The organism is Pediococcus ethanolidurans, assembly GCF_964062635.1.
In the GTDB taxonomy this organism is placed as follows: domain Bacteria; phylum Bacillota; class Bacilli; order Lactobacillales; family Lactobacillaceae; genus Pediococcus; species Pediococcus ethanolidurans.
The window spans coordinates 2,057,038-2,072,509 of sequence record NZ_OZ061250.1; the positions used below are offsets into that span (position 1 = coordinate 2,057,038).

General features: G+C 38.0%; 16 protein-coding genes. 2 read left to right on the plus strand and 14 right to left on the minus strand.

Translation table 11 applies throughout. From position 1 onward, the window contains the following. Window positions 1-13 precede the first annotated feature (13 nt). The 6 genes from AB3219_RS10195 to AB3219_RS10220 form a co-directional block, all read right to left on the minus strand. The gene (locus AB3219_RS10195) at window positions 14-1,123 is read right to left on the minus strand and encodes a CamS family sex pheromone protein (protein WP_367369465.1); all 1,110 of its coding nucleotides are present in this window, start codon (window positions 1,121-1,123) and stop codon (window positions 14-16) included. A gap of 160 nt (window positions 1,124-1,283) precedes the next feature. Next, a complete protein-coding gene (gene pcrA, locus AB3219_RS10200) occupies window positions 1,284-3,551 on the minus strand; it encodes a DNA helicase PcrA (RefSeq protein WP_216762847.1) in 2,268 nt (755 codons plus the stop codon). 199 nt (window positions 3,552-3,750) lie between these two features. Then, a complete protein-coding gene (locus AB3219_RS10205) occupies window positions 3,751-4,920 on the minus strand; it encodes an ATP-grasp domain-containing protein (protein ID WP_216753320.1) in 1,170 nt (389 codons plus the stop codon). Window positions 4,921-5,052: 132 nt separating this feature from the next. Then, window positions 5,053-5,625 carry a xanthine phosphoribosyltransferase gene (locus AB3219_RS10210; RefSeq protein ID WP_216753319.1) on the minus strand — a complete coding sequence of 191 codons (573 nt, stop codon included), beginning with the start codon at window positions 5,623-5,625 and terminating at the stop codon, window positions 5,053-5,055. 19 nt (window positions 5,626-5,644) lie between these two features. Next, on the minus strand, window positions 5,645-6,286 hold the full coding sequence (locus AB3219_RS10215) for a glycoside hydrolase family 73 protein (RefSeq protein ID WP_367369466.1): 642 nt from the start codon (window positions 6,284-6,286) through the stop codon (window positions 5,645-5,647). A gap of 35 nt (window positions 6,287-6,321) precedes the next feature. After that, window positions 6,322-6,927, minus strand: coding sequence for an ECF transporter S component (locus AB3219_RS10220; protein ID WP_216753317.1), 606 nt, complete (start codon window positions 6,925-6,927; stop codon window positions 6,322-6,324). Window positions 6,928-7,043: 116 nt separating this feature from the next. Here AB3219_RS10220 and AB3219_RS10225 point away from each other — a divergent pair, with 116 nt between their 5' ends. Next, window positions 7,044-7,997 carry an NAD(P)-dependent oxidoreductase gene (locus AB3219_RS10225; RefSeq protein ID WP_260365534.1) on the plus strand — a complete coding sequence of 318 codons (954 nt, stop codon included), beginning with the start codon at window positions 7,044-7,046 and terminating at the stop codon, window positions 7,995-7,997. A 239-nt stretch (window positions 7,998-8,236) separates the two neighbouring features. Here the strand turns inward: AB3219_RS10225 and AB3219_RS10230 are convergent, their stop codons facing one another. Next, on the minus strand, window positions 8,237-9,658 hold the full coding sequence (locus AB3219_RS10230; RefSeq protein WP_260365535.1) for an amino acid permease: 1,422 nt from the start codon (window positions 9,656-9,658) through the stop codon (window positions 8,237-8,239). Between the two features lie 137 nt (window positions 9,659-9,795). Then, window positions 9,796-10,335 (minus strand): PadR family transcriptional regulator, encoded by a 540-nt coding sequence (locus AB3219_RS10235; protein ID WP_216753314.1) that lies wholly within the window; start codon window positions 10,333-10,335, stop codon window positions 9,796-9,798. Window positions 10,336-10,450: 115 nt separating this feature from the next. On the opposite strand from AB3219_RS10235, the gene AB3219_RS10240 reads away from it, so the two are divergent. Then, complete coding sequence (locus AB3219_RS10240) at window positions 10,451-10,987, plus strand: phenolic acid decarboxylase (protein ID WP_216753313.1); 537 nt, start codon at window positions 10,451-10,453, stop codon at window positions 10,985-10,987. Between the two features lie 136 nt (window positions 10,988-11,123). Here the strand turns inward: AB3219_RS10240 and rpsI are convergent, their stop codons facing one another. The 6 genes from rpsI to AB3219_RS10270 all read right to left on the minus strand — a co-directional run bounded on the left by rpsI (window position 11,124) and on the right by AB3219_RS10270 (window position 15,346). Continuing rightward, window positions 11,124-11,516, minus strand: coding sequence for a 30S ribosomal protein S9 (rpsI, locus tag AB3219_RS10245; RefSeq protein WP_057782518.1), 393 nt, complete (start codon window positions 11,514-11,516; stop codon window positions 11,124-11,126). 14 nt (window positions 11,517-11,530) lie between these two features. Continuing rightward, window positions 11,531-11,974 carry a 50S ribosomal protein L13 gene (gene rplM, locus AB3219_RS10250; protein WP_057807186.1) on the minus strand — a complete coding sequence of 148 codons (444 nt, stop codon included), beginning with the start codon at window positions 11,972-11,974 and terminating at the stop codon, window positions 11,531-11,533. A gap of 119 nt (window positions 11,975-12,093) precedes the next feature. Then, entirely contained in the window at window positions 12,094-12,861 is a 768-nt protein-coding gene (gene truA / locus AB3219_RS10255) for a tRNA pseudouridine(38-40) synthase TruA (protein WP_216753312.1), read from the minus strand. 10 nt (window positions 12,862-12,871) lie between these two features. Continuing rightward, window positions 12,872-13,669, minus strand: a complete 798-nt coding sequence (locus tag AB3219_RS10260) for an energy-coupling factor transporter transmembrane protein EcfT (RefSeq protein ID WP_216753311.1) — start codon at window positions 13,667-13,669, stop codon at window positions 12,872-12,874. Then, complete coding sequence (locus tag AB3219_RS10265; RefSeq protein WP_216753310.1) at window positions 13,662-14,534, minus strand: energy-coupling factor ABC transporter ATP-binding protein; 873 nt, start codon at window positions 14,532-14,534, stop codon at window positions 13,662-13,664. Before AB3219_RS10265 ends, AB3219_RS10260 begins: the two co-directional genes overlap by 8 nt. Beyond that, window positions 14,510-15,346 (minus strand): energy-coupling factor ABC transporter ATP-binding protein, encoded by an 837-nt coding sequence (locus AB3219_RS10270; protein WP_216762875.1) that lies wholly within the window; start codon window positions 15,344-15,346, stop codon window positions 14,510-14,512. The genes AB3219_RS10265 and AB3219_RS10270 overlap by 25 nt, the downstream gene beginning before the upstream one ends. Window positions 15,347-15,472: the final 126 nt, after the last annotated feature.

The window sequence follows — 15,472 nt, forward strand, 5'->3', positions numbered from 1 at the left end:
GTGCGATTAATAACTAATAGCTACCAAAAACATGTGTTTTAAAACTCTTCGCCGTGCTTGAACGACTTAAGAAGCTTTGAACGCCATCTGTGGTTGAACTAACCGTAATATCTGTCTTGACACCGCTTGGTAAATACTTTTCTGCTTGATCTGCTAAAAATTGTGTAAAACTACTAATTTCCGTTTCACTATAAAACTGCGTTGTAATGGAAACGTTCATGCCCTGTAAAGATCCATTTTTGTATTGTGCCTGAGCAGTCACACCGCTTAAATTAGGGAAGAAACTTTCAACTTCTGATTTAAAGTTTAAAAAAGCATCTGCATCATTACTATTAGGGGCACTTTCGCCTGTCTTTAGTGGAAAAACAACGTTTTGAATATTCATTGCTTTCCACTTGCTAATAGAATTACCGTTATTTACCGAGTAACTAACAAAATTACCACCAATCAGACTATCATTTGAAGCCTGCTTGTAGATTGCAATGACAATCGGAACATTTTTAAGTGCTGAATTTTTACGAAGACGGGCTAATACCTCTTTAGCCATCGCCTTGCCTTCTTTTTCCAAAGTAGCATCACTAATATCTGTTTGATACTGTGCACCATAAGTGGTTTTACGATAGTAATCAACTGAATTCATTGCTAAACCAATTGTGACACCACTCAATTTTAGTTTACTACCACTCTTTTGAACATAGTCTTGTTCTTCCAAACTCTGTAAATAAATTGGATTTCGTTTAGTTGGACTTGTTGATCCGTTGCTAGTAGGGTTTAAGCCTTCACTATTTGATTTAGATTTACGCCCGATCCAATTTTCAACGGTACTTTTGGAAAGGTATTGGCCTTCTTGGAAAATATACTTAGATGTTGAAAATTGGGTTTTTGAAATATCCTGTAAACCAGTTTCAAAACTCTTTAAATTCAATAAATTAGAATTTTGACTCGCTGTTACGCCACGTGATTTACTGGTCAAATACTTACCATTTTTAATCACTCCTGCATACTGACTATTGTTAGTTTGCCCCGTAACTTGATAGCTGCCACTTTTTGAACTGGTTGTTTTGGTACTACTTGAACTCGAACTTGACTTATTACTGCTGCTTCCACACGACGCCAGAATCATTGCACTAAAAATCACCGCAACGCCAAGCAAACTTTTCTTTAAATTCACCGTGTATTCCTCCCGTTTTAATCATAATTCACTCTTGAATTATGAGGATTAAATCAAAAAACTGTCAAGGTCTTTTCTCTATATATACTATTTATTACTCGAAAATTAATATTTAATCTTTTGGGACACGACTAATCGGCGCAAATGCAGCTAATAACCGTTTAACGCCTTGATCTGGAAATGCAATGTCTAACTCGGCATCTTCACCCTTGCCAGTTACTTTCACCACAGTTCCAACACCCCATGCCTTATGTTGTACCTTGTCACCAGCTGACCAACTCACCTTATCTGCACCCGTACCGTCATATTTTTGCGGTTTGGCTGCTGGTCGATGATAAGTTGTTGCTGTAGCTCGTGCCATCTTATTATCGAATGGATAATCTTTACGTTGATTACCATAACCACTTGGTGCTGCCCCAGCAGTTTGGTTAGCAGATTCCAACACGTCTGGGTCAATTTCTTCAATAAATCGTGAGGCTGGATTATTTTGTAAACGGCCATATAACATTCGTGAATAAGCATTGGTAATGTACAACTTCTTTTGAGCTCGTGTAATTCCAACGTAGGCTAACCGACGTTCCTCTTCAAGTTGATCCTCATCCATTGCGGCTCGGGATAATGGAAAAATACCTTCTTCCATCCCAATTAAGAACACCACTGGGAACTCAAGTCCTTTAGCTGCATGCAACGTCATCAAGGTAACTGCGGATGGTTCTTCTTCAACACTATCCTGATCTGAAACTAATGCCAAGTCAGCTAGAAAGTCTGCTAAACGTGTTTCAGCTGTAGTTTCTTCTTCGTCCTGATGACTATCATCAAATTGTTTGGTAACAGTTAAAAATTCTTCAATATTTTCAAGACGCGTCTGCGCTTCTAATGAACGGGATTTTTCAAGTTCAGCTTTGTAACCCGTTTTATCTAAAACTTGTTCCGTTAAATCTGTGATTGTCAAAAATTCCGCCATGCGCTTTAAATCAGTCATGATCGACGCAAACTGATCGATGGCATTTTTTGCCCGTCCCGCAATTTCGTTAGCCACTTCAACGTTTTGCGCAGCTTCAAAAAGTGACCAGTGATTGTAATTCGCAAAATCAGTTAATTTTTCGATCGAACTGGTCCCAATACCACGCTTGGGTTCATTCACAACTCGTTCAAAACTCATAGAATCATCTGGATTGGCCAGCAAGGTCAAGTAACCCAATACGTCACGAATTTCTTTTCGATCGTAGAACTTATGGCCGCCCACCATTGTGTACGGAACACTCGATTTCAGAAATGTGTCTTCAACCGCACGTGATTGTGCATTGGTTCGATACAAAACTGCAAAATCACCATACTGATAATGATTATCCTCAATTTGTTGTTTGATTTGTTGCACAATAAAATGCACTTCATCATTTTCACTTTGACCACGATAATAAGTAATATCGTCCCCGTCCTTATTTTCTGTCCATAATTTTTTAGGACGGCGAGTTGTGTTGTTTTTAATGACTGAGTTAGCTGCATCCAAAATTTTCTTAGTTGAACGGTAATTTTGCTCCAGTAAGATAACCTGAGCATTTTTATAATCCTGTTCAAAGTTCAAAATGTTTTGCATGTCAGCTCCACGCCAACCATAAATACTCTGGTCAGCATCCCCCACTACACAAATGTTTTCGAAGCGTTTTGCTAACATATTAACCAATGTATATTGTGCTTCATTGGTATCCTGATACTCATCAACGTGAATATAGTGAAATTTGTTTTGATAAAAACTTAAAGTATCCGGATGTTTTTGAAACAAAATAATGGTTTGCATAATGAGATCATCAAAGTCGAGCGCCTGATTGATTTTCAAACGACGTTGATACTCTTCATAGGCATCAGCTACAACCACTTCAAATGGTGTTTTAGCCGTTGCTTTATATTCTTTAGGTGTTAATAAATCGTTCTTAGCATTGGAAATTGCTGATAACAATGACTTAGGATCAAACTTCTTTGGATCGTAGTTCAAATCAGCCACGATATGTTTCATAAGCGTTCGTTGTTCACTGGTATCGGCAATTGAAAAAGCGCGATTATAACCAATTTGATCAATATTTCTTCGTAAAATACGTACACACAGTGCATGGAATGTCGATACCCAAATATCAGAACCAGCACTGCCAAGTAATTTGATAACTCGTTCGCGCATTTCTTTAGCTGCTTTGTTAGTAAATGTAATTGCTAAAATATTCCAGGGATTAATTGCCTTTTCTTCAATTAAATAGGCTACGCGATGCGTTAAAACTCGTGTTTTGCCACTTCCGGCACCCGCCATAATTAAAAGTGGCCCTTCAGTTGCCTGAACTGCCTCTTTTTGTTTATCATTTAGACCCTTCAATAACCTATTTTCGGTCAAAAGATTCAATCCTCTCTATCTAAAACCCATTTTTTCTAAAAAAACTCAATTGAACTTAATTATAACAAAAAGTTAGCCCTACTTGGCCCTCAAGAACAAAATAACTCAGACTTCTTGCATAATCACAAAAAAAGAGAGTTTCGTAAAACTCACTCTCCTACTAACGTTTAAATTTTAGCTGGTTTGATTTTTAAATTTGCTATTCAGCATTCCCAAAATCAACCACTGTCTGATGCTTCCAAATTTCAGTATTATCAATTTGTTCTTGTGCCTGCTGAGTTGAATTAGCTTCAACCAACGCATACCCTGCTCTTGTTTGTTTCTCAGTTGTCTTATTTTGTGCATACATATGAAAATACCAATTATTCTTGATATTCCACTGCGTTCTAATCGCACTCATCTGACTCTTGTCGAAATTAACCATAATCGTTGGCATAAACAACTTAATATCGCTCAATGGCATTCCTGCAATTGCCCGTAAATGCTGATCAAAGACGCTCACATTAGTGGAACGATTGAACACATATCCTGGACGGTGAATTGCTGGCACAATTCGTTTAACATAAATGTCTTCCGTCTTAGTCACTGAAAACGAAATTTCAAAAACGCCCACGTATTCCAACGCATCAGCAATTTCATTCGTAATTCGTAATAATTCATTTTGAACACTATCCGAAACTGCAGCTGGTACAATCGTTTCTAACAAGTGATCCTCATCATAGACATTCTCGGCAATTGGAAAAATCTTACGTTCCCCATTCATTCCCTGAGCAATGGTCATTACCAACTCTTGTTGTGCTGGAATTGTTGATTCCAAAATATAAGTTCGTTCATTTAAAAGATCAGCAGCCTCTGGAATATCAGTTTGCGTGTTAATCCGTAATTCTGCATGTGGCGCAAAGCTTTTTTGAATTGGTTTCAAAATGCTTGGGTAGCCAATCGAATTAATGGATTCATAAATATCACTTAAACTAATCACAGTTGCATAAGGTGCTGAGTTTAAATTTAATTGATCAAAAAAGGCACGTTCAATTAAACGATCCTGTGTGACTTCTAGTGCATTCGTTCCTTGCGGTATTTTAGTAAATTGTTCCAGATACTTCAGTGTTTGTGCATCAACATGTTCGGATTCGTAAATCACAGAATCGCATTTTTCGCCAAATTCACGTAATTTATTACCATCATTTGGCTCACCAACGATATGTACATCCGCTAACTGCATGGTTTCACTAACTTCATTAGCTCCATAAGCAATTACTCGAAGTCCTAAACGCCGTGCCGCTGTAATTAATTGAGAGCCGTTTGAACTATCTCCAATAATTCCCAATGTATTTCCGGGATATAACGTTGCATTATTTGCTACTGCCATTTAACCCACCCATTCTTATGCACCGATTAACGTGCAGATTTCTTTCTTATCTTTTTTCCGATCAAGAGGTCTTCATATTTAATCTTACTGTTATCATCCCTTGTTGGCAAGTATATTCACCGCGTTTTTGCATTAATTTAAAAATTGGACCTCTCCATTTTCTAAACTACTAATTTGCGCTAACGCTTCCAATTGAATATTTCGTTTGGTGATTAATATTCTTCCCTTTTGGAAGGTCTTTTCAATCACAATACCAATTCCTTGAACTTTAATATTGGCGTCATCTGCAATGGTTAACAGCCCCTGAACAGCCTGGCCATTAGCCAAGAAATCATCGATAATTAACACCGAATCATTTGGTTCGATAAAGCGCTTGGCAATTGAAATTTTATTGGTTGTTTGTTTGGTATAAGAATAAACATCCGCGGTATAAAGATTATCAGTTAAGGTTAAACTTTTATGCTTTCTTGCAAAAATTACCGGCACCTGCATTGCCAAACCTGTCATAACAGCTGGTGCAATCCCGGAAGACTCTACGGTTAAAATTTTAGTGATTTGCTTATCGGCAAACCGTTTTGCAAACTCTTTACCTACTTCAAACATAAGTTGGGGATCCACCTGATGATTTAAAAAACTATCGACTTTCAAAACATTATGTGGGAGTACAATTCCTTCTTTACGGATACGATCTTCTAATAATTTCACAACGTTACCTCCAAATAGTTTATTGTGGATCATATTTTTCTAAATCATACGTCTGAATTAGGTTAATCAGCTTCGCAGGATAGCCAGGATCCGTTGCGTAGCCAGCAGTGTAAAGTGCCTTAGCGGCCGTTTTATAGTCCGTTGCGGTGCGCACACTTTGATACTGATTCTTATTCCAATTAGTGCCATTCACAAATAGCAGTGTGTGATCCTTCACAGAATCCTTCCAACTATTGTACACCCGAAAGCGAGCCGTCACCGTAATCCATTTGCCATTTACAAATTCTTGCGTTTTCATTTCTTTGGTTGTTTGATAAATGGTTCCCTTGATTCCAAAGCAATTATTATAATCTCTGGAAAGTTGACTGGTTCCCCAGTCAGATTCTAAGATGGCCTGCGCAATTGTTATACTTGGCAAGACACCATACTTGGTGTGCATTGTCTGAGCATATGGCGCAATGGTTTTAATAAATTTTTGATGACTTTGTGTATTCAAATTGGTCGCCGGTGTTGAATTTGTAAACGAAATTTTAGGTACTAACTGGACAAACAACACAACTAATAATCCAAAAACTAAAACCAACGAAATAACCCCAGACAACTGTAGTTTTCCTCGTTTAAATAAAAAATTATTCTTTCGTCGTTTTTTCCGTTTCGCCAAATTCATCCATCTTTCTGTTTATTTTCTGATAAAAATCAGTGCTTGAAACGCTGTTGTCCTAGCTTCGTATATTTCAGAAGTGGTGCCGCTATTAAGGGAACCAATATGCCGGCTGCAATCGCCTCTGGAATGCCATTCGTACCTGCCACAAATAAAATGTACGGCGTTAACGCCCGAAAATTAATTGCCGCCAGAATTGCCGAACCATTTCCAAAGAACAACGCGATCCCACCTAGTACTAGAACGGTATTAATCAAAGAGCCGACAATGCCACTTATCACAAGTGGCATCGTTAACCTATTATTTGGTCGGGCTAACTTAGCAAATAACCACCCAGCAATTAGGCCAATAAGAATTCTTGGAACAACTGAAATTAACGGATTAACCATCACAATGTTGCCTAAAGCACTCGAAGTAACCGTTAATGCCCGAATCCAGTCAACAACTCCCCAAATTCCACCAACAATGGCACCATCACCAGGGCCTAGAACAACAGCGGCAATGATAACCGTAATATGAATTGTCGTAATGTTTAACGGGCCAACTGGTAAATAGCCTATCATTGGTACATAATTTTGTAGAATGATGATTGCAGCAAATAGTCCTAAAATACTAATTCGACCAGCAGAAGTTTTCCCCATTTTTATTTTCCTCACAAGATAAAAAGTCATTTGATTTCTTAATTGTTAAAAATCATTATATCATGAAAGCAGCAGAAAAATTAATTACGAGCTACTTTATAAGGAGTTGTAAAATTTTGAAAAATCTTTTACTTTTAACACATAATTCAGAATTGAATTTAGCCGCCTATCGTCAACTAGGCATCAACATTTTTACTGAAGAATCCATCACACCGCAAGATTACGCGTCAATTGAGATCATGCTTGGTTGGAAACCGGATATCTCTCAAAAAGTTTTGACCGTTCCTAATGGTTCATTAAAATGGCTACAAACGATTAGTGCGGGCGTGGACTACTTACCACTTAAAACACTTAAAGAAAAACAGGTTATCGTGTCTAATGTCAGCGGTGTGCACGCGGCGCCTATTTCACAAACCGTTTTGCTTTATGCTTTATATTTCATGCGTAATTTACCACAAGTATTAGAAAGTTCAGCACAGCACCACTGGGAACCACAAGCTGACTTTGGTGATGCTTTTGTTCTCAGTGAAACAACCTGGACTATCTTTGGCACTGGTCACATCGGCAGTGAATTAGCTCGTTTGTTGCAGGCCTTTCATGCAAAAACTATCGGCGTCAACCGTACAGGACACAAGGCGGCCCATTTTGATGACACTTTTGCTCAAGACGATTGGCGACATGCCGTAGCTAAAAGCGATGTGCTCGTTAACATCATGCCATTAACACCACAGACTACGCACTTTTTTGACAAGACCTTTTTCAATGCTTTACACAATACTTATTTATTCATTAACGTCGGTCGAGGCAAATCTGTGGATACCGCAGCGTTAATTGATGCGCTGAATCAACAAAAATTGCAACATGCAGCTTTAGATGTATTCGAGGAAGAACCATTACCATCCGACAATGCCTTATGGCAAATGAAGAATGTTTTGATCACACCGCATTACTCCGCTCAAACCAAACATCAAGGTCAGGCATGGGATAAAATTTTTCTTCCCAATTTGAAACAATTTATGCGCGATGGTACCGTACCGATTAATCAAATTAATATGCAAAATGGGTATTAATGAGCTTGGTGGAAAAGGTATTTTGACTTCGAACATACTCCAGTGTCCATGCAACTAAAATCGTTAAAACGATAAGTTGCTATGACCGCCTAGAGAGCTGAATGATTTGTCCCTTGAATCGTTTGGTTTTCGTAGCTAAGCGGAGCACCCAATTTTGGTTGTTAAAGTTTAGAGACAGAAAGAGACTGAAAAAATTTTCAGCCTCTTTTTTTATCCAATCAAAATGTAATATTCATTTTTTACTTGTCTTCATTTTTCCTTGCAATGCTATGTGAAAAACCATAGCCAAAATAGATGATCAGTCCGATAATCAGCCAAATTCCAAACATTTCCCAAGTAAATGCAGCTAGTTGAAGCATCAAATAAATACAGGCTGCAAATGACAAGATCGGAATATATGGATAAAACGGCACTTCAAACGATTTAGGTAAATTGCGGAATTTATGATCACTACGTAAGAACACAACTCCCAACGACACCATCGCAAAAGCAAACAAAGTTCCAATATTAACAAGTTCGGCAATTTTACTTAACGGAATGATACCCGCAAAAATACTGGCAATCAGTCCAAAAATCCACGTATTAATGACTGGCACATGCGTTTTAGGATTCAGTTTGTGCAGTGCCTTAGGTAACAGACCATCACGGCTAATCGCAAAAATTAATCGCGTTCCACCGTAAGACATCACAATAAGAACGGTTGTCATCCCGATTACCGCACCCAGTGACACAATTCCTGCTACCCAGTTTTGATGAATTAAATGTAATGCTAAAGCCACCGGATCGGCCACGTTTAACTTTGTGTAATGAACCACGCCAACTAAAACAACCGATAACGAAATATATAAAATAGAAGCTACAATTAACGACGAAACAATCCCAATTGGCATATCACGTTTAGGATTTTTGACTTCTTCAGACGCTGTCGATACCGCATCAAATCCAATATAGGCATAGAAGGCAACAGCTGCGCCTTTAATGACTCCTTTGAATCCAAAAGGTAAGATTGGATTGAAATTGCTTGGACGCACGTAGAAAGCCGCGACAACAATAAAAAGTAAAATAACAGAAATTTTTAAAATAACCATAATTGCATTTACTCTAGCTGATTCACGAACTCCCTGAACTAACAAATAAGCAATAATCATGGTGATCACAAAAGCTGGTAAATCAAAAAGTGCATGGGGACTGCCAGAAGTACCATAAGCAGCTTGAAACATTGCTGGTAAGTGAATTTGAAAACCAGCCAAAATGTTTTGAAAGTAAGCCGACCAACTCACAGCCACCGAAGAAACAGCAAAAAGATATTCTGAAATTAACGCCCAACCTAAAATCCACGCTATTAGTTCACCAAACACGGTATAAATATAAGTATAGGCACTCCCTGCTAATGGAATGGTGGATGAAAACTCTGAATAACAAAGTGCAGCTAATGAACACACAACAGCAGCAACTAAATAAGATAACCAGACACCTGGACCACTATATAAGGCAGCAATAATTCCGGGAGTGATAAAGATTCCTGCTCCAACGATTGCGCCGACTCCCATCGTCGTTAAACTAAATGCCGTGAGTGATTTTTCCAAACCTGTTTTTTTAAACATATCGGTGTTTACTTCTTTACGCACAAACAAGTCCGCAAATTTACCCTTATTCAACATTTCTATTCTCCGATCATGGTTAGTTTTTAATTAAATATAGTGTTTAATTCTAATCAATATTTAATAAAATGTCAATTTTGATTTTACTTTCTAAAAACCAGTTTTCCAAATTCAACACTTCGATGTCAATAATTCACTTATTTAATTGTCTTATAAATTTCATTTAACCAGTCACTATACCCCTGTTCACGCTCAATGGCATGACGTAAAACAAGCGAATGTCCAAAATGTTGTTTGATTTGTTTTGAGCTTGGAAATTTTTCTTTAAATTGCATTTTTAAATGCACAAGTTTGTCTCGATGATAAGTTTGCTGACTTGTAATCATCTGTTTAAGCAGAACAGATTGAGGATCATCAATAAAGTACAACTTTAAGATAAACTCATCGTGAATCGTATCAATTTCTGAGGGACTTTTTAACCACTTTTCGAACGTATGGCTTCCCGTTTCAGTAATAAAATACTCTTTTTTTTGCAACTTCTCTCCCACTAACGAAGTTTTATGATCAATTAGACGTTCGGCTTCCATTCGTTTTAATAAGGGATATATTTGACTGTGATTGGCAGTCCAAAACTCACCAATATCCGAGTCAAATGACTTGGTCAGGTCATAACCAGTTTGACTTTTATCTTTTAATAAACCCAATAAAATATATTTAAGTCGATTTTTCTGAGCCATAAATGGTTCCTCCTTGACGTTTTCTTAAAAATATTGTAACATGATCAAGTCGATTAAAACATGTAATTAATTACACGTATTAATTAACGTCAATAACTAATGGAGGCTTTTGATAATGACAAAAACATTTAAGACACTTGATGACTTTTTAGGAACTCATTTTATTTACACGTATGATAACGGTTGGGAATATGAATGGTATGCAAAGAACGATCATACTGTTGATTATCGAATTCATGGTGGTATGGTCGCTGGTCGTTGGGTAAAAGACCAAGAGGCTAACATCGTGATGCTGGTTCCTGGAATCTACAAGGTTGCTTGGACTGAACCCACTGGTACAGATGTTGCATTAGACTTTGTTCCCAATGAAAAGAAACTCAACGGTACCATCTTCTTCCCTCGTTGGGTTCAGGAGCATCCTGAAATCACGGTCACTTATCAAAATGACCATATTGACCTTATGAAGGCTTCAAGAGAAAAGTATGAAACTTATCCAAAACTAGTTGTTCCCGAATTTGCACATATTACTCACATGGGTGATGCTGGTCAAAACAATGAAGACGTAATTAGTGAAGCACCTTATCCTGAACTTCCTAACGATATTCGCGCAGGAAAATATTTTGACAAAAATTATAAACGCATTCACAAATAAATAAATAAAACCATAAACCATTTTTGATTAGTCACATTTAGTAACGAGTATACCTTTTTCATCAACGGTTTATGGTTTTTTTGTATAAAAAAACACCTCTTCGCAACGAAGAAGTGTTTGAAACATTGATATAATATTAACGTTTTGAGAATTGGCCTGCTTTACGAGCTTTTTTAAGACCATATTTCTTACGTTCCTTCATACGAGGGTCACGAGTTAAGAGACCTGCACGTTTTAAAGGTGTACGGAAATCAGGATCTACATCAAGCAATGCACGAGCAATTCCATGACGAATAGCACCAGATTGTCCAGAGAAGCCACCACCATTAACATTTACGAGAACATCGTAATTGCCAGTTGTTTCTGTAACTTCAAATGGTTGGATAACAACTTGACGCAAGTTAGCGAATGGAATGTAATCTTCAATCGCTTTGTCATTTACAGTAATTTTTCCTGTTCCGGGTACAAGACGTACACGAGCAACAGAGTTTTTACGGCGACCAGTGCCGCGATATTGTGCTTCTGCCAAAATTCGTTTCCTCCTTAAATTAAGTTAGTGATGTCAAGCTTTTCAGGTTGTTGAGCTTGATGATCATGTTCTGAGCCAGCATAGACATGTAATTTGAGTCCCATTTTATGACCCAGTGAGTTATGAGGAAGCATTCCCTTAACTGAAGTCTCAATTAATTTTTCAGGAGTCTTATCACGCATTTCACCAGCAGTCTTAGCCTTTAAGCCACCTGGGTGATTAGAATGATGATAGTAAATTTTACGTGTCGCTTTACGACCTGTTAATTTAACGTTTGCTGCATTCACAACGATCACATAGTCACCTGTATCAACGTTTGGTGTGAATGTTGGTTTGTTTTTACCGCGTAAGATAGATGCAACTGTACTTGATAAACGTCCCAAAGGAACATCTGTAGCATCCACTACGTACCATTTGCGATCTACTTCGCCTGGTTTTGCTAAATATGTTGTACGCACTTGTATTTCCTCCAATTTCTGTTTTGTTTAACTCAACTTTAATAAGTTTCCGGGGCCTATTTGTGGAGGTAAACAATACCAAATTCAATTTTACTAATTACCTTCACTAAAGTCAATCATCATTTACCAAAATTTGCCGGGTAATAGACTTTTTTTAAATATAGCCCACTTGCTGGAGCGGTTCCACGAGCTTCATCCCTATTTTTAGCCTCAATTATGCGCGGAATATCATGTACTGGTCGTCTATGACTACCAATTTCAATTAAAACTGCAACCATGATTCTGACCATGTTATATAGAAATCCGCTCCCATAAAATTCAAAAATAATTTCATTTTGTTGTTTATCAAATACTGCAGTTGCCTCATAAATTTCACGAACGTTCGTTTTGGTATGACCACCGGAAGCACAAAAACTAGTAAAGTCGTGTTTACCAACTAAATCTGGCAACGCACTTTGAATCAGTTTTAAATCCAGTGGAAATTTCCAGTGACCAGTATAATTACGTTTAAAAGGGTCAACAAACTCACCTAACGCCAAGCGGTACTGGTAACGTTTCCCCTGTGTTCCATAGCGTGCATGAAACTCTTGTGAAACGTGTTCAACTTTTAAGACAACAACATCTAACGGCAAGATACTATTCAATGCATGCAGCATTGCCGTTTCAGTTAGATCAAATGGAATGTCGAAGTGCACAACCTGGCCAAGCGCATGAACCCCAGAATCAGTTCGCCCGGAACCGTAAACTTTAATTAATTTTACCGGCTTTTTAGCAATCTTATTAACTGCTCTTTCTACCACTTCTTCAACGGTTCGTTGCTTCGGCTGTTTTTGAAACCCTGCAAAATTAGTCCCATCATAGGCAATTGTAATTTTATAGCGATACATAAAACTCTCCTTAACAGAAACGTAAAGCAAAAACGACGACCGTCATCAATAAGTAGATGAGCGTTGCAATTGTATCACGTGTTCCCCATTTCAATAAACGATACTTAGTTCTTCCGGCCCCACCTTGATAACCACGGGCTTCCATTGCCGTCGCTAAATCTTCAGCTCGGTTGAAGGCACTCACAAAAAGCGGGATTAAAATTGGAATAATCTTTTTTATCCGTTGCACAATGTTCCCGGTACCAAAGTCAACGCCACGTGCACGTTGCGCATTCATAATCGATTCCGTTTCATCCATCAACGTCGGTACAAACCGTAAGGCAATTGATAACATTAACGCTACTTCATAGACGGGAAAATGAACCTTCTCTAATGGTTTCAACAAAGATTCAATGGCATCCGAAATTTGAATTGGCGAAGTGGAAAGCGTTAATAAGGTAGAAATTAAGATAATCAGTGTAAATCGAACAAAAATATACGCCGCATTAAGGATTCCGAGGCTCGTAACGGAAAAGATTCCCCATTGCCAGTATAAATGCCCACCAGTACCGAAAAGCACCTGAATCAGCATTGTAAAGGCAATGATCCATATCAAGGGTAAGATTCCATCAACAAATAGTTTAAAATTAATTTTAGAAGCCCAAATGCTTAATAATGCAACGACCGTCATTAATAAATAGATCCACCAATTGTTTGCAAAAAAAATAACAATCACATACAAAAAGCTTAACACCAGTTTTGCTCGTGGATCCATGTGATGCACAAACGAATCTTGAGGAATATAGCGACCAAACAGTAACTTATTCATTTGATCGCCTTCTTCGTTTAAACATCGTTGCGATATCATCGGCCAATTCTTGTTCGGTTAATGGCAATTTATCAAAGTGAAAACCTCTTTTTACCATTTCAAATGCAAACTCGGTACTAGCCGGAACATCAAGTTGCTTGTCATGGAGCCATTCAACGTCTGCAAAAACCTCTCGTGGACTGCCCTCTTTAACAATTTTTCCGTGTTCCATCACAATCACATGATTAGCATAATTGGCAACATATTCCATCTGATGCGTAACTAACACAATCGTAAAATGTTGTGACTGTTGCAAACTTGTAAATAAGTGCATAATTTCTTGACGACCACTTGGATCTAATCCGGCAGTTGGTTCATCGAGAACTAAAACATCTGGTTGCATAGCCAGAACCCCGGCAATCGCAACTCGGCGCATTTGCCCACCTGATAATTCAAACGGTGATCGATCTAATAATGAAACTGGTAAACCTACCAATTCAATCATTTCTTTGGCAAGTTTGCCGGCCTCTTCAGGAGTACTACCAAAGTTCTCTGGACCAAAAGCAATATCTTTTTTGACCGTATCAGCGAAAAGTTGTTTTTCTGGAAATTGAAATACGATTCCCACTTTTTTTCGTAGTGGTTTCAAATTCTTATTACTTGTTTCATGCGTAATCGTAGCATCTTCAATTAAAACCGTCCCTGAAGTGGGTTTTAGTAAAGCGTTTAGATGTTGCAAAAAAGTAGACTTGCCACTACCGGTATGGCCAATCAGGGCTGTAAACGAACCATCTTCAATTTTAGTAGATATCTCATTTAATGCTTGGAATTCAAATGGCGTATTAGGCTGATAGGTATAACTTACGCTTTTAAAAGTGATTGCCATAACCAATCCACCATTCCTTTCTCGTCAGAATAAGCTTGCGGTGTTTGAATGTGTCGTAATCTTAATGCCTCTTTAAGACGCTGTGAATAAGGGACATCCAACCCTAATTTTAATAATAAGTCACTGTGGGCATAAATCAGGCTTGGTTTACCGGATTCAATAATTTCCCCGTCATTTAGGACAATGATTGCATCAGCACTAGTTGTTTCATCCATCTCATGTGTGATCGATAAAACGGTAATACCTAGTTTGTGCCGTAATCGTTTAATCACTCCTAAAATTTCTTGGCGGCCAATTGGATCAAGCATACTAGTTGCCTCATCCAGAATAATAATCTTAGGTTGCATAGCAATAACACCTGCTAAAGCGACTCGCTGTTTTTGTCCACCTGAAAGCTGATCTGGCTGTTTATGACGAAATTCGCTCATTTGAACTTGAGCAAGTGCCGAATCAACCCGTGCTTGAATCTCATCATGAGGAACTGCCATATTTTCCAAACCAAAAGCAACATCATCCTCAACTGTCGCACCAACAAATTGGTTATCAGGATTCTGAAAAATCATGCCAATTTTACTACGTACTTTCCATACGTTCGCTTCAGTTAATTCAACCCCGTCTATAAATACTTGCCCCTGCTTAAAATCAATCAAGCCGTCTAAGGAGTGTGCAAGCGTACTCTTACCGCTCCCATTATGCCCCACGATTGCGACCCAAGCACCACTAGGAATAGAAAACGAAACATCATCCAAAGCGGGAAGCTCGTTTTGTAAATATTTATAAGTTAAATGCGAGACCTTGATTATGTCATTCATGCCTAAATATTCCTTCATTAAAGATTTCTTCAACAGTTATTTTTTCTATTTTACCACACCAAAAACGCTCGCCCTAATATACATTCTTATGTAAACACAAAAAAATCACTGAAAAGCAGTGATAGT